The 21,164-nt window shown below is 69.5% G+C and carries 15 protein-coding genes and 1 pseudogene; 10 read left to right on the top strand and 6 right to left on the bottom strand.

Annotated features, from left to right (window positions below):
- Window positions 1–88 precede the first annotated feature (88 nt).
- The 3 genes from ACFCLZ_RS28455 to ACFCLZ_RS28445 all read left to right on the top strand — a co-directional run bounded on the left by ACFCLZ_RS28455 (window position 89) and on the right by ACFCLZ_RS28445 (window position 1,466).
- Entirely contained in the window at window positions 89–754 is a 666-nt protein-coding gene (locus tag ACFCLZ_RS28455; protein WP_380280532.1) for a hypothetical protein, read from the top strand.
- Window positions 755–982: 228 nt separating this feature from the next.
- Window positions 983–1,231, top strand: a complete 249-nt coding sequence (locus ACFCLZ_RS28450; RefSeq protein ID WP_380280531.1) for a hypothetical protein — start codon at window positions 983–985, stop codon at window positions 1,229–1,231.
- 106 nt (window positions 1,232–1,337) lie between these two features.
- Window positions 1,338–1,466, top strand: a complete 129-nt coding sequence (locus ACFCLZ_RS28445; protein WP_380280529.1) for a hypothetical protein — start codon at window positions 1,338–1,340, stop codon at window positions 1,464–1,466.
- A gap of 169 nt (window positions 1,467–1,635) precedes the next feature.
- Here ACFCLZ_RS28445 and ACFCLZ_RS28440 read toward each other — a convergent pair whose 3' ends face one another.
- The gene (locus ACFCLZ_RS28440; RefSeq protein ID WP_380280527.1) at window positions 1,636–2,139 is read right to left on the bottom strand and encodes a MarR family winged helix-turn-helix transcriptional regulator; all 504 of its coding nucleotides are present in this window, start codon (window positions 2,137–2,139) and stop codon (window positions 1,636–1,638) included.
- An 85-nt stretch (window positions 2,140–2,224) separates the two neighbouring features.
- Here ACFCLZ_RS28440 and ACFCLZ_RS28435 point away from each other — a divergent pair, with 85 nt between their 5' ends.
- The 7 genes and pseudogenes from ACFCLZ_RS28435 (at window position 2,225) to ACFCLZ_RS28405 (ending at window position 8,471) form a co-directional block, all read left to right on the top strand.
- Window positions 2,225–2,731 (top strand): cupin domain-containing protein, encoded by a 507-nt coding sequence (locus ACFCLZ_RS28435; protein WP_380280525.1) that lies wholly within the window; start codon window positions 2,225–2,227, stop codon window positions 2,729–2,731.
- A gap of 44 nt (window positions 2,732–2,775) precedes the next feature.
- On the top strand, window positions 2,776–3,195 hold the full coding sequence (locus ACFCLZ_RS28430) for a RidA family protein (protein WP_380280523.1): 420 nt from the start codon (window positions 2,776–2,778) through the stop codon (window positions 3,193–3,195).
- Window positions 3,196–3,351: 156 nt separating this feature from the next.
- Window positions 3,352–3,543 carry a hypothetical protein gene (locus tag ACFCLZ_RS28425; protein ID WP_380280521.1) on the top strand — a complete coding sequence of 64 codons (192 nt, stop codon included), beginning with the start codon at window positions 3,352–3,354 and terminating at the stop codon, window positions 3,541–3,543.
- Between the two features lie 84 nt (window positions 3,544–3,627).
- Window positions 3,628–4,650, top strand: a complete 1,023-nt coding sequence (locus ACFCLZ_RS28420; protein ID WP_380280519.1) for a transposase — start codon at window positions 3,628–3,630, stop codon at window positions 4,648–4,650.
- Window positions 4,651–5,233: 583 nt separating this feature from the next.
- Window positions 5,234–5,458 (top strand): annotated as a pseudogene (locus ACFCLZ_RS28415) (hypothetical protein); the annotation flags it as partial.
- Between the two features lie 102 nt (window positions 5,459–5,560).
- Window positions 5,561–6,430: a tyrosine-type recombinase/integrase gene (locus ACFCLZ_RS28410; RefSeq protein WP_380280517.1), complete on the top strand. Its 870-nt coding sequence runs from the start codon at window positions 5,561–5,563 to the stop codon at window positions 6,428–6,430.
- Window positions 6,431–7,229: 799 nt separating this feature from the next.
- Window positions 7,230–8,471: a tyrosine-type recombinase/integrase gene (locus tag ACFCLZ_RS28405; protein WP_380280515.1), complete on the top strand. Its 1,242-nt coding sequence runs from the start codon at window positions 7,230–7,232 to the stop codon at window positions 8,469–8,471.
- 1,159 nt (window positions 8,472–9,630) lie between these two features.
- Here ACFCLZ_RS28405 and cas7c read toward each other — a convergent pair.
- The 5 genes from cas7c to ACFCLZ_RS28380 form a co-directional block, all read right to left on the bottom strand.
- Window positions 9,631–10,488, bottom strand: a complete 858-nt coding sequence (cas7c, locus tag ACFCLZ_RS28400) for a type I-C CRISPR-associated protein Cas7/Csd2 (protein ID WP_380280513.1) — start codon at window positions 10,486–10,488, stop codon at window positions 9,631–9,633.
- Between the two features lie 32 nt (window positions 10,489–10,520).
- Window positions 10,521–12,371 (bottom strand): type I-C CRISPR-associated protein Cas8c/Csd1, encoded by a 1,851-nt coding sequence (cas8c, locus tag ACFCLZ_RS28395; protein WP_380280511.1) that lies wholly within the window; start codon window positions 12,369–12,371, stop codon window positions 10,521–10,523.
- 2 nt (window positions 12,372–12,373) lie between these two features.
- Window positions 12,374–13,066 (bottom strand): type I-C CRISPR-associated protein Cas5c, encoded by a 693-nt coding sequence (gene cas5c, locus ACFCLZ_RS28390; protein ID WP_380280509.1) that lies wholly within the window; start codon window positions 13,064–13,066, stop codon window positions 12,374–12,376.
- 463 nt (window positions 13,067–13,529) lie between these two features.
- Complete coding sequence (locus ACFCLZ_RS28385) at window positions 13,530–15,668, bottom strand: CRISPR-associated endonuclease Cas3'' (RefSeq protein ID WP_380280507.1); 2,139 nt, start codon at window positions 15,666–15,668, stop codon at window positions 13,530–13,532.
- A gap of 4,993 nt (window positions 15,669–20,661) precedes the next feature.
- Window positions 20,662–21,114, bottom strand: a complete 453-nt coding sequence (locus ACFCLZ_RS28380; protein ID WP_380280505.1) for a hypothetical protein — start codon at window positions 21,112–21,114, stop codon at window positions 20,662–20,664.
- Between the last annotated feature and the right edge of the window lie 50 nt (window positions 21,115–21,164).

The following is a 21,164-nucleotide window of genomic DNA, read 5'->3' as shown; positions in this document are numbered from 1 at the left end:
GACGCGATCGCCGATCCGAACCTCCAACCGCGCCGGACGGGCCCTTCACCACCTCGACGACCCTGACCTCACGAAGGCCGTGCTCGCCGTGGCCGCCACCGAGGCCGCCGCCGCCGAGAGCGCCGAGCTCGGTGCCCTGACCGGTCGCGCCCAACAGGCCGTCCTCCTCAACCCGGAGGACGCCTCCCCCGCCCAGGTCGCCGCCGCCGACCGCCTCCTGGAACAGGACCCGTTCGGGCCGGCGGAGCTCTACTCCGCCGTCGACCCCACCGCGGCCGCCGTTGCCGCGGCGCACTGGCTCGCCGCCGCGGCCGAGGTCACCGCCGAGGCCTCCGGACACGGCCCCGCCCAGGTCATCCTGGAAACCGACAACATCGAAGCCCTCCCCCTGATCGACCTCACCCGCCAGCACCTAAGCGCGTTCGTCACCGCCCAACTGCGCCGGGGCCGCGGCCAGGTCACCGTCTACCGAATCCCCTCTCCAGCGCCCTGTCCAGCGCCGTCCACTACGGCCGACTGGCCCGCAACCCCGCCAAACCCCCACATCATGATCGCCGCCGACATCCCCGTCGCCGTCGCGTCCAAGACCCTGCGCCACTCCACCCTCGCCACCACCATCAACCTCTACGGCCACCTCCTCAAGGACTCCGCCGACCAGGCCGTCCAGGCGCTCGCCTCCGCCCTCGACCGGGCCCAGACACGCCAGATCCGAGCCGTCCCCCGTGGCGACGACGACCTGCCGCTGGCCGCGTAGCAAGTTGGCCCCGGCCGGAGCCCCTCGCCGGTCCGGTGAAGCCGCACCGGATCGGCATCCAGGAGGCGAGGAGTCTCCATGCATGTCGGACCTGAACCCCGCCCCCACCGCATAGGCCAACCGTGAGCCGGGGAATTCCCACCACTCTGTCCGGGTCCGCCCGTATCCTCCCCGTGCAGCCGGCACGTAGATCGCTTGACCGGCGGACTCCGGCACGGAGGGATCCCCGTGATAGACGTCAACAACTACGAACTGGCATGGCCCGCCGACCTCTTCGCCGCCGAGGGCAACCACATCGCGGCGTCCGGGCGACGGGACTGGACGTCCAGGGCGCAGCGGCTGCTCACCGAGGCGTTCCAGAGCGGAAGCGCCTGCTCGGACTTCGACGACCTGCCTGCCGAGGTACCCAGGAGCGACGACCCCTGGGGCCAGCCGGACCCCGGCGCGTGGGGACGGGCTTCGCTCGTGGTTCCGTGAGCTGGTCGACCGGGCGTCCGAGATCCGGCAGTTCACCGAGCCACGCCCCTACGGGCCACAGCGCAAGGCGGCCACCAGCACCGTTCCTGCCGCGCGCCCGGTCGCGGTGCGGCTCGAGTTCGCCCGGCTGGTCACGGAGTTGGTGGGCAAGGGCTATTTGGTCGAGCACTTCGGCGAGGAGTGCGTTGATGTGGACGAGGTGCTGCCCGATCCTGCCGAGGTGATGGCGAGGTAGGCCAGGCGCAGCAGCACGACAGACCATGATGCCGCTGGTGCCCTGTGCGGGTGAGGACACCGGGCGAGCGCCGGGGACAGTCGGAGATCACGATCAAGTCCGTGACCTGGACGGATGATCTATCGGCACCTGCAGGCTGGACCTCGGGCAGGGGCGTCGGGCGGGGCTGTCAGGGCGCCGGGCTCTCCGCGCCCTCGACGTCGGCGAGCAGTTTGCGCAGGAGCCCGTCCAGGGTGACCCGTTCCTCGCCCGAGAGGGCGGAGAGCAGCGCGGTCTCGTTGGCCGCGTGGTCGGTGAAGGCGGCGTCCACGAGGGCGCGTCCGGCCGCGGTGAGGGCGATGCGGACGCTGCGCCGGTCCGCCGGGTCGGTGCTGCGTTCCACCAGGCCCGCCGATTCCAGCCGGTCGATCCGGCTGGTCATGCCGGCCCGCGACATCAGCAGCAGCGCGGCGAGTTCGGAGGGCATCAGTTCGTACGGCGCGCCGGAGCGGCGCAGGGTGGCGAGAACGTCGAACTCGCCGCGCTGGAGGCCGTGTTGCTTGAAAACCTCTTCGACAGCCCGGCCCGCGAGCAGTGCGAAGCGGCCGAGGCGGCCGACGGTGCCGACCGCCGCCAGGTCGAGGTCCGGGCGCTCCCGGCTCCACTGGTCGAGCATGACGTCCACGTGATCCATGGGGGCATGTTATTCGATGGGAGATAGTTAGACGTAGTACTATCAGTCATCGAACTATCGGAACGCTCGCTGTGGGGAGAGGCCAATGACGTTGATCGGACCGGAAGCCGTGGTGGTGCGGGGCGACGAAGCCGAGACCGTCGGAATGCTCGGCGGCAAGGGGCGGCTGCTGGCGGACTCCAGCGCCACCGGCGGCGCCGTGAGCACCCTGCGCGTCACGCTGGGGCGCGGCAAGGACGGCGCCACTCCGCACTACCACGGGGGCTCCTCTGAGCTGTTCTTCGTCGTCGACGGCTCGGCCCAGGTGCTGGTCGGGAACGAGGTGGTCACCGCCCAGAGCGGCGACCTCGTGGTGGTGCCGCCCCATCTGCCGCATGCCTTCGCGGCGGCGCCGGACTCCGGGGCGGACCTGCTGATCGTGATCACCCCCGGGGTGGAGCGCTTCGACTACTTCCGCCTGCTGGAGCGGATCCGCGCGGGCGAGGCGACGGTCGAGGAACTGCTCGCCAAGCAGGACCTCTTCGACAACCACTTCCTGGAGTCGCCGAGTTGGCGCGACGCCCGGGAGGAAGCCGCCCGGTCCGAGCCGTAGACCGCCCGGCACCGAGCTCAGCCCGACACCAGGGAAGGAACCCCGTGACCGACAGCCGCACCATCACCAACCCGCCCGGCCTGCACGACCCGACGCCGTTCGGCTACAGCCACGCCGCCTCCGCGCCCGGCGAACCGGTGTTCATCGGCGGCCAGTACGCCTCCGACGCCAGCGGTCAGGTCGTGCCCGGCGACTTCGCCGCCCAGGCGGAGCTCGCCCTCGCCAACCTGCGCACCGCGCTCGCCGGGGTCGGCCTCGGCTTCGAGCACGTGGTCCGGCTCGGCTCGTACATCGTCGACCACGACCCGGAGAAGCTGGCCGTCCTCGGCAAGGCCCTGGCCGGGGCCTGGGGCGACCGGCTGCCCGCGCAGACGCTCAGCGGGGTCGCCTCGCTCGCCCTGCCGGGGATGCTCTTCGAGATCGACGCGGTCGCCGTCCGGCCGACGGCGGGGGCAGCGGGCTGACCCACCCACGCGCAGGGGTCCCACCGGTCGGTGGGACCCGTCGCCGTACCGCCGCCGTTCGAGCCGGCGCGGACCGCTCACATGGCCCGGGTCTCCGCGCACAGCCGTCGTTCCACGGTGTCGGGGCCATCGCTGAGGAACAGCACCCGCAGGAACATGCAGGCCTGGCTGAACCGGGGCACCGACATGCCCGGCGATACGGGCGCGCCGGGCGGCGGCGGCTGGCAGGCTATGGGAACCGTGGCGGCCGGTGTCGTCTCCGGCAGCCAGGTCCGGTCCGCCGACTTCGACGGCGACGGCAAGGCCGACTACATCGTGATCGACGACGAGCACTCGGTGAAGGCCTAGAACCGGCTGTTCACCAAGGTCAAGGAAGTCATCGCGGCCACCGGCGTCCTCAAGGGCAAGCACCGCCGGGCCCTGGACTCCACAGTGCTGGACGACGCGGTCGCCACCCAGGACACCGTCACCCAGCTCGTCGCCGCGATCCGCCGGGTCATCCGGGACGCGCCCGGCGGCGAGAAGACCGCCACCGCCTGGTGCACCGTGCACGACTACACCGACCCCGGCAAGCCCCGCATCGCCTGGAACGACGAACAGGCCCGCGCCGCACTCGTGGACGCCCTGGTCACCGACGCGCTCAACCTGCTCGGCCGCCTGCCCGAGCGGCAGCTGGACGAGAAGGCCGCGGACGCGGTCGGGCTGCCGGCCCTGGTCGCCGGCCAGGACGTCGAGGTCGCCGACGACTCTGACGGGCGCGACGGGCGCTGGCGCATCGCCCGCGGCACCGCCCACGACCGGATGGTCTCCACCGTCGCCCCGCAGGCCCGCCACATCCACAAGAACCGGACCCGCCACCAGGACGGCTTCCGCGCCCATGGCGCCTTCGAACCCGAGACCGGCCTGCTCACCGAGGTCGAACTCACCGCCGGAAGCGGAAAGGAGAACCACGAGGCAGCCGTGGCCGAGGTCCTCCTCGCAGACGAGAGCGAGGACCTGACCGTCCTCGGCGACACCGCCTACGGCACCGGCGACCTGCGCGAAGCCCTCGAAACCGCCGGCCGCACCAAGGCCCTCGGCCGGCCCGACCCGACAGGCGCCCGCACCGCCCAGTTCAAGAAGCTCTGCCACCACTGCCCCCTGCAAGAGCAGTGCACCCGCTCCAAGACCGGCCGCACCTTCCAGGTCCACTCCCACTACGACCGCCTCAAAGCCGCCCGCCGGCAGGCCGCCGACCCGAACTGGAAAGCCGAATACAGGCGTTGGCGCCCGCCCGTCGAACGCGCCATGGCCTGGCTCACCGCCCGGGGCAACCGCGAAGCCCCCTACCGAGGCGTCCTGAAGAACAACACCTGGCTCCACAACCGCGCCGCAGCCCTCAACCTCCGCCGACTGATCAACCTCGGCCTCACCCACACCGACCACACCTGGCCCCTCGCCCCCACCACCACATAGCACAGGAGGGGCCGTCCCCAACCGGGACAGCCCCTCCAACAGCAAGATCTTCAAGAGCCTTCTAGATCAACCAGGACGGCCGGGGCGCGTGGATCCCGTACGGGCAGATCGCGGCGGGCATGGCACCCGCGGCGAACGTGCGGTTCGCCGACTGGGACGGCGCCGGCAAAGCCGACTACATCGTGACCGCATCGCCGCCGGCACGGCCCCGGCGAACCGGGTCCGGATCTGACCCCAGCCCAGTACCACGGCGGCCCCGGCACGGCATCGCCCGTGCCGGGGCCGCCTCGTGCGGGCTGACCCCGCGGGTGCGGGGAGGACCTGCGGGGTCGTCGACAGGTTCGACGTAGTGCAGATCGACGAAGGCAAGCGCATCGAACCGGCGACTCCTTCGCCTCGCGAACGGGAGCCACTCGGGCAAGGCGAGTGGGAGCCGTGTTGCTCCGTTCGTAAAGCGGGTGGTGTGACTGTCAGGCCGTGATCGGCATCGAGGGACCGGAACCGCCTCGTTCGACCCGCTGCCCCCCTCGCCACCGACCCCCACCACGGCACCTGGACCTTCGCCGTCGACAGCCACACCGCCATCGACGGCAGGCGCCACACCATCCCCCGTGGCGGCTACGTCAAGAGGAAGGCCGCGAAGAAGGCCCTGCACCGATACCTCGACGGCGAGCGCACCGGCATCGCCCGCGACCCCGACCAGAGCGTCGCCGACTACCTCGACGACTGGTTCCACGCCAAACAGACCGAGCTGAAGCCCACCACCGCCTCCCACTACCGCAGGTACGTCTACGACGACCTCATCCCCGCCTTCCGTAGCATCCGCCTCGATGACTTCCGCAGGCCCCACATCCGCGCCTTCGCCGACCGCCGGCTCGCCCACGGCCGCGGCAAGGTCACCGTCCACCGCATGCTGTGCACGCTCTCCAGCGCGCTCGGCGACGCGGTCCGGGCCGGCCGCCTACGCCACAACGTCGGCCGCCCCCTGGTCATCCGCCGACCCCGCCGCGCCGACCGAGTCGAGTGGACCGTCGACCACGCGGCCACCTTCCTGCGCCACGCCCACGGCGCAGACCCCCTGATCGCCGACCTCACCGGACTCCTCATCGGCTCCGGCATCCGCAAAGGCGAGGCCCTCGCCCTCCACGAAGACGACGCCTACCTCGACAAGCGCTTCATGTACATCCGCTGGACTCTCTCAGCCATCGACAACAACGAACTCGTCCTCACCGAACCCAAGACCCGCTCCAGCCGCAGCTGGGTCGCCCTACCCGACCGCGCCACCGCAGCGATCGCCCACCGCCTCGCCCCCAACACCTTCCGCGGCCCCAACCCCACCCCCGGACACGGCCTGGTCTTCCACCGCCACGGCCGCCCGCTCCACCCCTCCTACATCCTGCGCCGCTTCCACCGCCTCTGCCGCGAAGCCGGTGTCCCCATCATCGGCGTCCGCGACCTGCGCCACCTGGCCTGCGCCCTGGCCGTGGACGAGCACGTGCCGCTGCCGATCGTCTCCAAGACGCTGCGGCACTCCACCTTCTCGACCACGGTCGACGTCTACCACTACCTGACCATCCAGGCCGTCCGCGAAGCCGTCGACGCCATCAACCACGCCCTCGACAACGCCGACCACACCGCCCTGTACGGCCACCACGCCACCCGAATCCCCCGCAGCCCCCACACACCGCGGCTGACCACCCGCCAGGCGCAAAAGGCGACACAGCGTCGCCAAAAGTCGACCAAACCGACCCGTCGGGACCACACTGCGACCACCGGATGACGGAACAACAGAAAGGCCGCCCCCACCATTTGGTGGAAACGGCCTCCGACCTGCGAAAACGCTGGTCGGGACGACAGGATTTGAACCTGCGACCCCTTGACCCCCAGTTTAGTAGGGATATCCTATTACCCCTCAAAATGCGTCCACGCGCACGTCGTGCGCGTGCAGACGAGCATGTTTCGCGCACCTCGCGCGGCGGCGCGAATGACGTGTGGTCCCCAGCTGGTCCCCAGGTCAGGGGCTTGACGGAGGGTCCGGGTGGCATTCATGTCTCCAGGGTAGCGCTACTCCGGCCGTCAATCCAGTGATTCGGGCAGATCGCTTAAAGGGCCACCGGACAGAAGCCAAGGAGCGCCGGGAGAAATCAATCCGGCCCAGGCCGAACGCCAGCCATAGAATGGTCACCAGAAATCCCACTCTCGCCAATTCCGTGTGGCCTCGCAGGAATTCCCGACGCCCACCATTGCTCACTCCGAAGACCGGTCCGAGGCTCGGCGCCGCGCACCGCGCGTTCTCCGGGTTGTACGAACCCAACAACCCACGGCCGACCGGCAGACCGCCTCCTCCCGGGCCGTGGCCACTCCTCGCGGCACCGAACCGGTGCGGGCCGATCCTGCGCGATCAAGCTGCCCTACCCACCATCCGCACACCGTGATCACCCTCACGGCGTGTCGCCAGCGCGTGTCCCGGCCAGTCGATCTTGCCCGTGCTCCACGCCCCGCCCCGCACGCTCTGCCGCCACACCCACCACTCCCGCAACTCTGGACACACCACCACCGCTTGATTCGAGGAGGAGCCCATGGCACAGCGTCCCAAGCGCGGTCGGGTGTACCGCAGGTGCGGGTGCACGGACGGCACCAGCGGGAAGCAGCTGGGTTCGTGGTGTCCGCGGCTGGCCGCCGACCTCGCGCACGGGCGGTGGACGTACGCGGTGGACCTGGCGCCGGAGGACGGCAGGCGCCGGACCCGGCGGCGCGGCGGGTTCACGAGCCGGGCGGAGGCGGCCCGAGAGATGGCGCGGGTGCTGGATGCCGAGTACCGGGGTGTGTACGAGGACCGGACGCTGCGGGTCGGGCTGTTCCTGTACGAGTGGCTGGAGGCGAAGCGGCCGGCGCTGGCCCCCAACACCTGGACGGGCTACCAGGCGTGCATCGAGCGTGACCTGGTTCCCGCGTTCGGCGGCATGCTGCTCGTCGACTTGCGTCCCAAGCACATCGACGCCTGGGTGAGCACGCAGCTCGCGTCAGGCCGCGGGCGCACCACCGTCCACCACGCAGTGGCCATGCTGCGCAACGCCCTGAACCACGCGGTGCGCTCCTGGCGGCTGCGCTACAACCCGGCCAAGCACTCCGTACCCGCCAAGCCCCGCGCCGCCGTACGCGTCTGCTGGACCCCCGACCAAGCCGCCGCGTTCCTGCGGCACAACACCGAGCACTACGCCGACCGGCTCACCGACCTGTTCGAGGTCATGCTCGGCACCGGCATGCGCCGCGGCGAGATCCTCGCCCTGCACTGGTCCGACGTCCACCTCATGGACCGGCAGCTCTACGTCCGCTGGACCCTGACCGCCGTGAACAACGGGAAGATCCACCTCAGCGAGCCCAAAACCGAAGCCAGCCGCGCCTGGATCAGCCTCTCCCCCAGAGTCATGGCCGCCCTCCACCGCCAGGCCGCCCTCCAGATGGCCGCCCATCCCCACGGCCGGCTGGAGGGCCTGGTCTTCGCCCGCCCGGACGGTGACCCACTGCGCCCCCAGTGGGTCCTCGACCAGCTCCGCGAACGCACCGCTGAACTCGACCTCCCCAAGATCGGCCTGCACGACCTGCGCCACACCGCCGCCAGCATCATGATCGCCGCCGGCATCCCGCTCGCCGTCGTCTCCAAGACCCTGCGCCACTCCAACCTCGCCATCACCGTCGATCTCTACGGCCACCTCCTTAAGGACTCCGCCGACGACGCTGTCGTTGCCCTGGCCGCTGCGCTGGACCGCGCTGATGCCGGGTTTGAGCGGACCCCTCGGGGCCTGTGCCGCGCTGCGTAGGTCGGCTGTGCCTCAGCGGTTGGCGGTGCGGGCCCGCTTATTGCAATCCTCGACCGCCCCGAAAGGCAACCGCCACGACTCGCCGCCGCTGTTCTGAACGGTGTCCTCGGGGTTGCGATCCTCGGCCGCCCCGGAGGACGACCGCCACCGCGTCGGTCGTTGTCGACAGCTGGCGCCAGTCGGTGTTGCGATCCTCGGCCGCCCGGGAGGGCGACCGCTACCGAGGATGACCAGCAGGAGCGGCCACCACTTGCGGAAGTTGTGATCCTCGGCCGCCCCGGAGAGCGACCGCCACGTAGCCGGAAGACGCCTCCGCCATCGTGATTAGCAGGTTGCGATCCTCGGCCGCCCCGGAGGGCGACCGCCACGGCGTCATGGAACCGACGATGGCGGGCGGTGCAGATGTTGCGGTCCTCGGCCGCCCCGGAGAGCGACCGCCACGTCGCTCCGGCGCGCCCCGCCCGGGCGGCGGGGGTACGATCCTCGGCCGCCGCGGAAGGCGACCGCCACCAGCTCTCGGCCCTGTAGACCGCGTGGGGCCCCGTCGTTGCGATCCTCGGCCGCCCCGGAGGGCGACCGCCACACCGGGTCGGCGTACGGGTCGATGTCGGGCGCGAGGTTGCGATCCTCGGCCGCCCCGGAGGGCGACCACCACGTCGGCGCGAGCTGCCGCATGGTGGTTCCTGTTCTTGTTGCGATCCTGGGCCGCCGCGGAGGGCAACCGCGCCAGCGCGGCCAGCACCCGCATCTCAACCGCTTGGTTACGATCCTCGGCCGCCCGGAAGGGCGGCCGCTATCACACAGTCGGTGTGCTGACTCGCGGTGCCGAATGGTTGCAATACTCGATCGCCTCGGAGGGCGACTGCCACCGTCACCGCAGAGAGCCGGTCGATCAGCGTGTCGTCGTTGCGATCCTCGGCCACCCAGGGAGGCGACCACCACAGGGCGGGTGCGCCGGTGTAGAGCGGCAGCGTGCTGTTGCGATCCTCGGCCACCCCCGGAGGACGACGGCCAAGAGCCCGAACCTGCCGGTGTTGGTTCGCTGGTTGCTGCGATCCTCGGCGCCCCGAGAGGGCAATGGCTTGGCCGTGGCCCGAACGCGGTCCACTATTGAATTCTCAAGTTACGAGGTAGCTGCCTGGGGCCCCGTGGGGGCTGGCTAGTCCACCAGTGCGGTAAGGCTGACTCCTTCCGGGACGTGTGTGTCGATGGTGACCTTGTAATCGGAATACGAGCGGGCTGCGGTGTGGCCGAGCGGGGTGACCTGCACGCGGTCGAGGAGCTTGTGGGCGGGGATCTGGCCGTAGGCGTCGGAGTGGCTGAAGACCCAGAGCCCTCGGAGGGCCATGGAGGCGCGAGCGGCTGCGCGGTCGTGTTCGAGCATCATCTCGAAGGCTTGCCAGAGGGCTTGGAGGTCGTCGCTGGTGACACCAGTCTTGGCCGCGAGCGGGGCCGAGAAGTGGCCGGCGCCCCTGTAGAGGCCGTAGGGGACGATGTTCTTGGTGCCCATCTCGGTCTGCTTTGTGGCCAGGTCCTCAACTCGGGTCGGGGTGACGCGGGTGATGGGTACTTCGATCGTGGTGACAGGGTCGATGGACCTGCTGAATGTGAGCTGCAGGGGTCCCTGGACGCGGCCGGCGGTCCGGTCGCGGTTCTTGCCGGTGGTCATAACCGCGCCCATCATGCGGACGTCGTAGAACGTCTGGCACATCCAGTCGCGGGCTTCGGACTCGTTGACCGCGTTGCCGGTGTCATAAGCGCGCTCGTGCTGGGCGTTGAGGGCGACGCCTGCTTCCACGTAGATGTCGTAGCCGGGGCGGCCGGCGTTCAGGAGGGCGACGGTGTTGCGGATCTTCCGCTTGAGGGCGACGTCGGTGACGTAGCCCTGCATGGTGATGGGGTCGGTGCGGGGGGCGCCGCCGTTGTCGGGGTCCCCGTTGGGGTTGCCGTCGACGATGTCGAAGAGGAACACGAAGTCGTGCTTGCGCGCGGGGTCGAGGTGGGCGGGGATGGTCATGGCGTGTTCTCGCTTTCCGGTCGGTGGGGTGGTCAGGCGGTTTCGGCGTCGGCCTGGGCGGTTTCGATGAGGTCCGAGACGTCGAAGAGCGCGCCGGCCTCGACGGGCTGGGGCTCTGCCGTCTCTGCCGCCTTCTCCTTGGCGGCCTTGTGGGCGAGTGCGGCGGTGATGTCGGCGGCGCGCTGGTGCTCGTAGCCGAGGACGAAGCGGCCCTGCTCGGGGACGGTGAGCAGCAGGGGGACGTCGTTGAGGTGGTGGTAGATGTCGCGCATTCGGGCTTCGAGGGCGTTGGCGGTGGGTTGCTTGTTGTGGCGGCGGATGATGCGGAGGTGGTTTTCGGCGCCGGCGCGGAGGTTGGCGAAGACGGTGGCGGGGCTGCTCATGGCGGTGCCGAAGTATTTGTCGGTGATGGTGGCGTTGACTTTGCGTCCGGCTTCTTTTGCGGCGCGGCGTTGGACGGCAGCGAGGGTGGCGAAGAGGCGGCCGCACATGTAGGCGGGGTCGTTGGCGGTGGGGTCGAGGCCGGGCATGCCGTGCTCCTGGGTGTGGTGGCGGGTGAGGGCGAGGCGGAGGAGGGCGGTGCGGGGGCCGTCGATGCGGCGGTCGGCGCGGATGCGGGCGAGGAGTCGGGGGAGCATCCAGGCGGGGGGTGGTGTGCCGCGGAGGGCGCTGTGGAGGAGGGCTTCGTCGAGGCCTTCGGGGATGGTCTTGGGGTGGTACTTCTTCTCGGTCTTGACCCATCGGGCGCAGGCGAGGGTGAGTCGCCACAGTGGGTAGACCTGGTAGCGCGGGTCGCTGTCCGGGTCTAGGGGGTCCTGGGTGGTGTGGGGTGACCAGGGGTCGAGGTACTGGTGGTCGCGGAACCAGCGGCCGAGGCAGTCCTCGATGACCGGCAGGGGGACGTCGATCCAGTTTCGTACGACGCCGCGTGAGGCGTTCGCGCCGAGGGTGGCGGAGTAGAACTTGTTGACGTCGGCGGAGTATTCGGTGGTCCCGGTGCCCGGTTTGAAGATCTTCCCGATGAGGTTGGCGACGTCCTCGGGTTGCGGGTCGTCCAGGTTGCCGAAGTGGTTGCGCTTGACGGGTTCGCGGGTCCACCAGACCGTCACCGCGGTGTCGGCGCGTCTGCGGTGTTTCGGGTCAGCGAGGAGTTCGCCGAGTGAGGTGGTGGCGGCCGTCCCGCACGTCTCGCACAGCGGGGTGGCGGCGAGTCCGGCAGTGATACCGGCGCGGCCTTGTGCAGCGGTGTTGACGCTGACGAGCTGGGTGCTCTTGGCCTGCTTGGCGGGGATGGCGCCCATGGCGATCGAGACCGGCACGGTGGCGAGCAGCGGGCGTTGGTGTCCGCAGACGAGGCACAGGCCGGTATTGCCGGCTCCTTTGGTGTCGCTGACCTTGTCCGCCCAGAACTGCCGTGCGCTCGCCTGCTGGTGCGCCCACTGTCCGTCGACGCTGATGGCAACCAGGTCGCCGGCGGCCATGTCCTCCGGAGCCTTCGTGACGGTGTCGAGGAAGCGGACGACGGCCTGCGCGGTGGGGTCGCCGGGGTTGGCTGCCGCCCACTGCCGGGCGAGTTCGGCGAAGGCCGTGCGGCACTTCGCGGCCCGGACGGCGTCCTTCTCCTTGACTTCCCCAGTCCTGGGGTCGGCCTTCGGTACGCCGAAGACGTACTGGGCGTTGTCGGCGAGCAGGCAGGGTGCGATGGCTACCGTGCGGGTGGAGGTCGGCACGTCCAGGCGCAGCGCGGGCTGGCCCTTGGGTACGCGCAGGTCCTGGATCTGCGTGTGGTCGCCGTCGAGGAGCACGGCCCATTTGATCGTCGCGGGTTTCGTGTAGGACTGTTCCTGGTGGGCGACGCGTTCGGTGAGGCGTTGCAGCAGCATGGTCAGGCTCCGGTTCGCCAGGAGCCGGCGGGCATGTGGACTTCGTCGTCGCCCAGGGGGTGTCGCGGAACGTGGAGCACGCCGTTGTCCAGGCTGGCGCGGAACCAGTGGTAGGTCTCCTGGCCGCGGTCGCCGTACCTGATCGAGTGCAGCATCACGCCGAGTTCCTCGGTGCGTTCGATAGGGCCGGCCTTCGAGCCGTTGGGGCTGTCGGGCCATGCTCCGCGCGGGCCAAAACTCGCGGAGAACTCGCGGCATCCGAGGAAGGGCTGTGAGAAGCATCCGCCGCGTTCGGTGCGGCGGCGCAGCTGCTCGCGGTATTTGGCGGCCGGTGCCTTGGCGTTGCGGGTCGGGACGATCTGGGTGTTCACGCGGTAGGCGACGTCGCGCAGCGCGACGGTGTTGCGCTGGTCGCGGTCGTGCTCGACGTCGTAGCGCTCCCTGTGGTCCGTGCGCAGGGCTTTGATGCGTGGTGCGGTGATGACGGACTTGACCTCGTTGCGTCGGATGCTGATCCATTCGATCGGGGTGAGGACCTCGATCGAATGGATGACGTAGGTCATTTCCGGTTTCCAGAAGATGGCGCTGAGTGCTCCGACGGCCGCGGAGGGCGTCATGACGGGGTAGCTGACCCGTTCGACTTTCAGTTCGGGTCGCGTGAAGCAGGCCAGTGGTCCCCACAGTTCGACGGTCACCGGCGGCTCCGGCCAGCGCGTCTGGGCATGGCTCGGCAAGGTAATCACCCCCTCCAGGGCAATGTGACGATGTGTCAGGCATGGACCGTAGCATCACGAGCACTCCTGTGAAGCTGTTTACCGGGAGGGCTTGACAGCCTCAACGGTGCCGTGTTTACGACGACCCTTGCCGTTGCCGAATGTGTATCAGAGGTCACTGACAATGACGCCCCCGCCGGCAGGCCGGCGGGGGCGCGAACGTGCGGACAGACACCAGCACGCCTGTGTTTCGATCCTCGCCGCCCCCTCGCGGGAAGGCGGCGCCACGCTGGGGAGCCTACCCAACCCGCACCCTCCGGCCGGGATCTGCCCGCCGGTCCGCCGCACGCTGAGGACCGGGAAGGAGCCTGAAACATCCGCGCACGTGGGCAATGGCTCTCTCCTGCAGGCCAGTTGTCGCGGGCGGCAGCCGGCCGAACTACCGCTACCGGCTGGGCGGCTCGATTCCACGCTGTGGGTGGTAGGGGCCTACCCACTCGAGGAGGTCGTCGACGATGAGCTTCGCGTGGCCGGCTTCCAGCGCCGCGTCCGCCTCGGCCCTGGGGATGCCGGCGATGTGGGGCTGCAGGACGCGCTGGGTCTCGGGCCCGCAGGGCTGACCCGTGCGGAGCATGTCGATGGCGGCACGGGCCGCAGCCTGGTCCTCGGGCTTCAGGTCGGGCCGGACATGGACGACGCTCGCCGTGCTCTCGCCGATCATGACGAACTGCTCCGCAACGGCGGGGAAGTCGAGTTCCCGGCGCAGCGCCTCGATCGGGTCCCCGAGGTTGGCGAGGCCCTGGAGCCGGTAGCGCGTCCTGGAGTAGCGGGCGAGTGCGGCGAGGTCGTCCGGGTCAGCCTTGCCGGAGCCGTCGCCGAAGCGGTTGGCGGCGATGCCGAGGGAGAGCATGTACGACGGGTCCGGGATCCGTCCGCTGTCGTGGGCTTTGAAGACGACGACCGTTCCGCGGTGCAGGTGGCCTTCGCGGTTGCAGCGGCCGGCCGCTTGCTGGAGGTTCTCCGGTGGGGCCCAGGCGCGGAAGACGATCGGGAAGTCGAGGTCGACGCCGGCCTCGATCAGCGACGTGGACACGACCCGGACACACTGCCCGGCTGCCAGGAGCGTGCGGATCTCCTCGATCGTCTCCCGGCGGTGTCCCGAGGTCATGCGGGTGGACAGGTGCAGGGCACCCGCGGGAAGTTGTTGGTGGACGGTGTTGGCGTCGCGGGTGGTGGAGACGATCATCAGCGTCTGCTCGTGCCGGGAGGCTTCGCTGGCCATGGCGGCCAGTGTGGTGTCCTCGCGCCACTCGTAACGGACGCGTTCGAGGGCCGAGAAGAGCGGCGCCGGGTCGGGGATGACGTGCCGGTGCCCGGTGCCGTCGATGCTGCTGAACTCGGGCTGGGTCGCGGACGACAACAGCACCGTCGTACCGAACCGCTCGGTCAGACCCCGCAGCGCCGACAGGATGGGAACCAGCAGCCGGTCCGGCAGCGCCTGGACCTCGTCCAGGACGATCACCGCACCAGCGAGACGGTGGAGCTTGCGCATCCTCGACGGCGAACGACTGAAGAGCGACTCGAACAGCTGCACCGTGGTCGTGATCACGAACGGCGCGTCCCAGTTCTCCGCCGCCAACCGAGCCCACCCCGCACGCTCGAGATCGACAGAGGAATGGTGTTCGAGGACGTCCCGCTCGCCGAGCATCTTCCGGTAGACGGAGGCATTCTGCTCGGTGATGCTGATGAACGGCACCGCGACGATAATCCGCCGCTGCCCGTTGCGCACGGCGTGGTGCAGCCCGAATCCAGCCCCAGCGAGTGTCTTTCCCCCACCGGTCGGCACGTGCAGCCGGTAGATCCCCGGTTCACCGTCCGCCGCGGCCACAGCCTGCTCGTAGATGCTCGTTCGGATCCCGTCGATCCGCGACGGGATCCGGCCGGCGAGCATGGCCTTCCGGGCCTCCTCGAACCGCTCGCCCAGAGCGGCCATGTCCGCGTCCGGGCGCACATATGGAACCCGGCCCAGGCGGTGAGCGCGGGTGTCCAGGCGATCGGCGTCGATGACGCAGCTGAACAGCATCCGGACCGTCAGGTCGACATCAGCAAGGCCGCTGTCACCATCAGGGTCGGACAGCCACCGCGGCACCGCGATCCCCGCAGACTCAATCTCGGGAACCTCCGCCGCGACCCGGCGAATCGCCTCGTCCACAACACCGGGCCGCGCGCGCAACTCCCTCAGCAGAGCACGCATCTCACCCCAGGACCGCAAACCCCCGTGATGGCCCTCCACCACCCCGGCAAGAGGCCCCGGCAAACACTGCGCCGCAAGACGGACCCCTGCCCTCTTGTGGTCGATCCCGACCGTCCCACCGGTACCGGCAACCTCCACCAACCGGTCCTGCCACGCACACCCGCCCTTCCCCACATCGTGGACCAACGCCAGATACTCAGCCGCGGCAGCCATACCGAACACCGCACCGAACCGAGCAGCCAGTTCAGCCGATCCACGAAGATGATCACCCAGCAGATGCCACCGGCCTGCACCATTGGGCGAGTGGGCATAGAGAGGCTCGTCACGCATGACCCACAAGGCTATCCATCCGCCATGACAACGAGTTACGACTGCGATCGGGCCCGTACCAGATCGCTATACAAGCCCAACCAGCCAAACCAGAGGGGAATGACAATCCTCGTGGCGGCCACCGGTGACGCGTTCGCCCCGGAGAGAGACCGCCACACACCGTCACTGGCTCCGACGTCGTCTCCGCCCCAGCGTTGCAGCCCTCGGTCGCCCCAGAAGGCGAACGCCACGACGGCCTGCAAAGAGCGCACGTTCCTGCACACAAGTTGCGATCCTCGGCCGCCCCGAAGGGCGACCGCCACCATGCCTGTCCAACACCGCTCCCGCAAGCGTTGGAGGTTTCGATCCTCGGTCGCCCCGGAGGACGACCGCCACCTCCTCGCTGAACTCGTGCTCGACACCGTCCTCGGTGTTGCGATCCTCGGCCGCTCCAGAGGGCGACCGCCACGCCCGTACTCGCGTTCCTCACCGGAGGCGCCCTGTGTTGCGATCCTCGGTCGTCCCGGAAGGTGACCGCCACCTCCTCGAACGAGATGACACCCGTGTTGACTGTCTGGTTGCGATCCTCGGTCGTCCCGGAGGGCAACCGCCACGACGCCGGTGCCCGACAGGAGGGAGCCGATACCCTCGTTGCGATCCTCGGTCCTCCCGGAGGGCGACCGCCACGACCGTGGACGACGTTGCCCGGCTGCGACACGTCACAGTTGCGATCCTCGGCCGCCCCGGAGGGCGACCGCCACCTGGGCGATCTCGTCGTTCAGCGGCACGGTGCCGCGGTTGCGATCCTCGGTCGTCCTGAAGGGCGACCGCCACGTGCCACCCGGCGCGGAGTCAGACTGCGGCTTCCAGGTTGCGATCCTCGGCCGCCCCAAAGGGCCACCGCCACCCAATCCGGACCCTGATGACCCGCTCCACCAAGACGATGTCGTGACCTTCGCTCGCCCCGAAGAGCGACCGCCCCGTCTCCCAGCCGGGCTTGGGGGAGAAGTCGCAGTTGTTGCGATCCTCGGTCGTCCTAGAGGGCGACCGCCGCGGACGGCTTCCCCGACCCCTGCCCGCACCGGTGAAGTTGCGACCCTCGGCCGCCCCGAAGGGCGGGCGCCACGTCACGCCGTTGATCCTCTTCACCGCTGGCACGGGGTTGCGATCCTCGGTCATCCCGGAGGGCGACCGCCACCCGTGGGCGGCTGGTACGGCCACAGCCAGGTGCCGGAGTTGCGATCCTCGATCGTCCCAGAGAACGACCGCCACTCGTCGTCGCCGCCGTGTTCCAGCACACCCGGGAAGTTGCGATCCTCGGCCGTCCCGGTGGACGACCGCCGCTCCGAAGGCCTCGACCCACTCCTCTCACGTCCCCTTGTTGCGATCCTCGGACGCCGTAGGGTGGCGGCCGCCTCGGCGATCCTGTCCGGCGGGCGCTGGTTCCAGGAGTGGTTGCAATCCTCGGTCCCCCCGGAAGGCGACCGCCACGGGCGCGGAGGCCGGCAGACGCTCGGCGTCGTGGAGTTGCCAATCCTCGGCCGCCCCAGAGGGCAACCGCCACCCCGACTACGTCCCCGGAGAACACCGTGACCAGCCGTTGCGATCCTCGGCTACCCCGAAGGACGACCACCATTGTGCAATACCTCGGCCAGCTTCCACTAACCGGTCTGGTTGTGATTCTCAGCCGCTCAGGAGAGCGATCGCCACGGCTACGACATGCCCGTCGCCGGCGCGGAGCCAGGGTTGGATTCTCGATCACCCCGGAGGGCGACCGCCACTCGTTGTCGCCCAGCTTCACCGCGACGTACATGTGCTCGTTGCGATTCTCGGTCGCCCCGGAGGGGAAGCGCCACTCGGCTGTTTCCCCAGTTATCCGACCAGTCCCCGACGTTGAGATCCTCGCTCGCCCCGAAGGGCGACCGCCACCTGTTGCCGCCCTTGGTGTAGATGGTGTCCGCGTCGTTGCGATCCTCGGACGCCCCGAAGGACGACCGCCACCAGCCAGGTGGCGTATCGACATGTCGCCGCTGTTGATGTTGCGATCCTCGATTGTCCCGATGGATGACCGCCACTCTGGGCGAACTGGTTGAGTAAGCCGCCGAGTGAGGTGTTGCGATCCTCGATCGTCCCGGAGGGCGACCGCCGCGGCAGGGTCATAGTCGGGAGTCTTCACAATCATTGTGTGCGATCCTCGGCCGCCCCGGAGGACGACCGCCGCTTGGCCATCTCCCCTGAATCCACCGGGTACGGCGGGTTTCGATCCTCGCTCGCCCCGGAAGGCGAGCGCCACGCGACGCTGCTGTCGCTCGCCGTGGCCTGTGCCGAAGAGTTGCGATCCTCACTCGCCCCGGAGGGCGAGCGCCACGTGTACTCCCCCCACCGCATGCCGGTCTCGTCGGCATTACGATCCTCGGTCGTCCCGAAGGGCGACCGCCGCCATCGCGGCCTCCCTACGGCTTCCTGGCGATCACAGCGTTGCGATCCTCGGTCGCCCCGAAAGGCTACCGCCACCGGATGCCCTTGCCCATCTTGCGGCCGGTGGACTGGTTGCGATCCTCGGCCGCCCCGGAAGGCGACCGCCACAACATGGCGGGCATGTCCGCAGCTCAGGCCGCCAAATTGCGATCCTCGGTCGTCCCAGAAGACGACCGCCACCTGGATCACCACTGGGGGTGGGGCCGACGTAGGTTCCGTTGCGATCCTCGGTCGTCCCGGAGGGCGACCTCCACCGCGCCGTGTTGCACGAGACGGCGACGATCACGCTGTGGCGATCGTCGGTCGTCCCGGAGGGTGACCGCCACGGCGGTGTTGCGATCCTCGGTCGTCCCGGAGGGCGACCGCCACTCTGTCCGGCGCGGTCGGCGGTCTGAACGACGTGCTTCTTTCGATCCTCGGCCGCCTCAGAGGCAACCGCCACCCAGTTGTTTGTCTCGTTGAGCACCATGTTGCGATCCTCGGTCGCCCGAAGAGACGACCGCTACCGGCGTGTCTCCGAGCTGCGGGAGGCCCGCATCGAGCTGATCCTCGGCCGCCCCAGAGGGCGAGCGCCACAGCTCGCCTCCGCGCCCTCGAAGTCCATGAGATTGTCGTTGCGCTCCTCGCTCGCCCCCGAGGGCGAGCGCCACTCCTACGGGATGGCCATGGCCTACATCACCGGCCCGTTGCAATCCTCGCTCGCCCCGGAGGGCGAACACCACCGGACCAGTCCCAGCGAACGGGCCGGCGTACGCGCGGTTACGATCCTCGCCCGCCCCGGAGGGCGAGCGCCACATAGACGCGAGCGTGGCGCCGGCGCCCGGAGCGACGTTGCGATCCTCGGCCGCCCTGGAGGGCGAACGCCACTGGTCAGGGTGCTGTCTACCTACGGTGCGGGGGCGGGGTTGCGATCCTCGGCCGCCCCGGAGGGTGACCGCCACGCGACGACGTGAGCCATCTCGTCGAAGCCCATGATGTTGCGATCCTCGCTCGCCCCGGAGAGCGAACGCCACGGCGGTCTCGGCCACGCTGTACTTGCGGCCTTTGGCGTTGCGATCCTCGCTCGCCCCGGAGGGCGAACGCCACCCCGCGCCGAGGCGGCCCGGGACCTGGAGGACCTGTTACGATCCTCGGCCGCCCCGAAGGGCGACCGCCACTCTCCGACCTGACTGCCGACCTGGTGGTCTTCACGACGTTGCGATCCTCGGCCGCACCGGAGGGCGACCGCCACCAACCACGCCGCTCCGGGTAAAAGTGCCACCCCAAGTGTTGCAATCCTCGCTCGTCCCAGAGATCGACCGTCACCGTGAACACCTCGGGTGCGGCGCCGTCGCCGCGCTTGTTGCGATCCTCGGCCGCCCAGAGGGCGACTGCCATCGGTAGCGGATGCGCCGTCCGCCGGTGACGACGTCGTTGCGATCCTTGGTCGCCCCGAAAAACGACCGCCACGGCCTCGCCCGCGCGGTGCGAATCCGCGTCATCAGGTTGCGATCCTCGGCCGCCCCGGAGGGCGACCGCCACCCGGTGCCGGAGACCTGGAGGAAGCTGGGTCCCTGGTTGCAATCCTCAGTCGTCCCGAAGGGCGACCGCCACGCCGAGCTGCTGGATCAGGCGGAGCTCGCACTCGCAGTTGCGATCCTCGGTCATCCCGAAGGGCGACCGCCACCTGCGGTACGGCCGGCCGGCCCGCGTAGCGGAGTTACGATCCTCGGCCGCCCCGAAGGGCGACCGCCACCGGTGCTTCCTTAGGTACCTCGGGCAGGCTGTCGAGGTTTCGATCCTCGGCCGCACCGGAGAGCGACCGCCACGAGGCCCATGTCGCTAACAAGCAGCACGCCTTCGAGTTGCGATCCTCGGCCGCCGCAGAGGGCGACCGCCACACGGCTGCCGCGTGCTGCCCGCCCTGATCGATGACGGGTTGCGATCCTTGGTCGCCCCGAGGGGCGACCACCGCCCCGATGGTGCCTCGTGCGGGGGCAGACGTAGTGGTGCGATCCTCGGCCGCCCCCGAGGGCGATCACCACGGGCGTCCACGTCCCAGTCGTGGTCGATGCGGAAGTCGTTGCGATCCTCGGTCGTCCCGGAGGGCGACCGCCACGGTGACTGAGCAGCGCGAACTTAGTTTCTGATTCGAGACGTTGGGGCGCTCCGATGACGCTGATGCATCGGAATCGGAATCGGACAATTTGCTTCGACGCGGTCCGCTTGTCACGTGCACACTCCGGGTTCCGAACCATGCCTCCATAGCAAGCCTGGCAGCAGTAGGGTCCCGCTCATGGGACGTCTGATCAGTATGGAGGAGTCAAGCAGCGGTGTGAGGCCCCTGTGGGCGCACAGCCGGAACCTATCAGGCCGACGCCACACCATAGTGGACCACCTGCGCGGATCAGCCTGCCTGACAGGGCAGTTCGGCGTCGCCCTCGGCCCGGCAGTCGCCCATCGACGAGGTCCACCCTCACGAAGCTCTGCTCGGCATGCTCGCCCTGCTGCACGGCGACGGGGTGTCGGGGCGGCGGTGGGTGGGTGACCACCTGGACTAGAGAGTCTTCCGGACCTCTACGGCTTCGCCGCGGCGCAAGATGAAGGCCGGGTCGGTGTCAGCGGGGTGGCCCCCCATCGGGCAGAGACGGAGTCCAGTGTCCGTGATCGTCCTGACTACCTGGACCGTGAGCGCGTCTCCGAGGCGGCCGCTTGCGTTCACGACCCCGGGAAGGGCGATCGTTACGAATCGACCCGAGTTCTCGACGTCTACGTATCTTGCCAGCTTGCCGAAGACGCGGTTGTCCATGCTCAACGCCTCCGCAACTTCCTGGGCGGCCAGTTCGGCCTTGAGCATCTCCAGGACGATCGGCCGGCTGAACGCGTTCCGAGCCCGCCGTGCGATCTCGTTGGCGCTGGTGCCATCGAGGAAGTCCTTCGCCATGGCTCGGGCAACGTCTCGGTTGGCCTGCGCGAGCCTCCTCAGCGCGGCAGTGGTCCTGTCTGGCATGTTGGGTCCCCCTACTAGCTATCCAAAGGAGCCAGCTGATAAGGATTTTG

Source organism: Kitasatospora purpeofusca, from assembly GCF_042691725.1.
In the GTDB taxonomy this organism is placed as follows: Bacteria; Actinomycetota; Actinomycetes; order Streptomycetales; family Streptomycetaceae; genus Kitasatospora; species Kitasatospora purpeofusca_B.
The sequence above is the reverse complement of the archived record's forward strand: the minus strand, read 5'-3'. Positions and strand labels throughout refer to the sequence as shown.

Coding starts and splice junctions, on each gene's coding strand:
- ACFCLZ_RS28425 (WP_380280521.1), top strand. CDS start 3,352: ATGCAGGCCTGGCTGAACCGGGGCACCGACATGCCCGGCGATACGGGC.
- cas8c (WP_380280511.1), bottom strand. CDS start 12,371: ATGCTGCTGCAACGCCTCACCGAACGCGTCGCCCACCAGGAACAGTCC.
- ACFCLZ_RS28440 (WP_380280527.1), bottom strand. CDS start 2,139: ATGGATCACGTGGACGTCATGCTCGACCAGTGGAGCCGGGAGCGCCCG.
- ACFCLZ_RS28435 (WP_380280525.1), top strand. CDS start 2,225: ATGACGTTGATCGGACCGGAAGCCGTGGTGGTGCGGGGCGACGAAGCC.
- ACFCLZ_RS28385 (WP_380280507.1), bottom strand. CDS start 15,668: ATGCGTGACGAGCCTCTCTATGCCCACTCGCCCAATGGTGCAGGCCGG.
- ACFCLZ_RS28380 (WP_380280505.1), bottom strand. CDS start 21,114: ATGCCAGACAGGACCACTGCCGCGCTGAGGAGGCTCGCGCAGGCCAAC.
- ACFCLZ_RS28410 (WP_380280517.1), top strand. CDS start 5,561: ATGCTGTGCACGCTCTCCAGCGCGCTCGGCGACGCGGTCCGGGCCGGC.
- cas7c (WP_380280513.1), bottom strand. CDS start 10,488: ATGACCATCCCCGCCCACCTCGACCCCGCGCGCAAGCACGACTTCGTG.
- ACFCLZ_RS28405 (WP_380280515.1), top strand. CDS start 7,230: ATGGCACAGCGTCCCAAGCGCGGTCGGGTGTACCGCAGGTGCGGGTGC.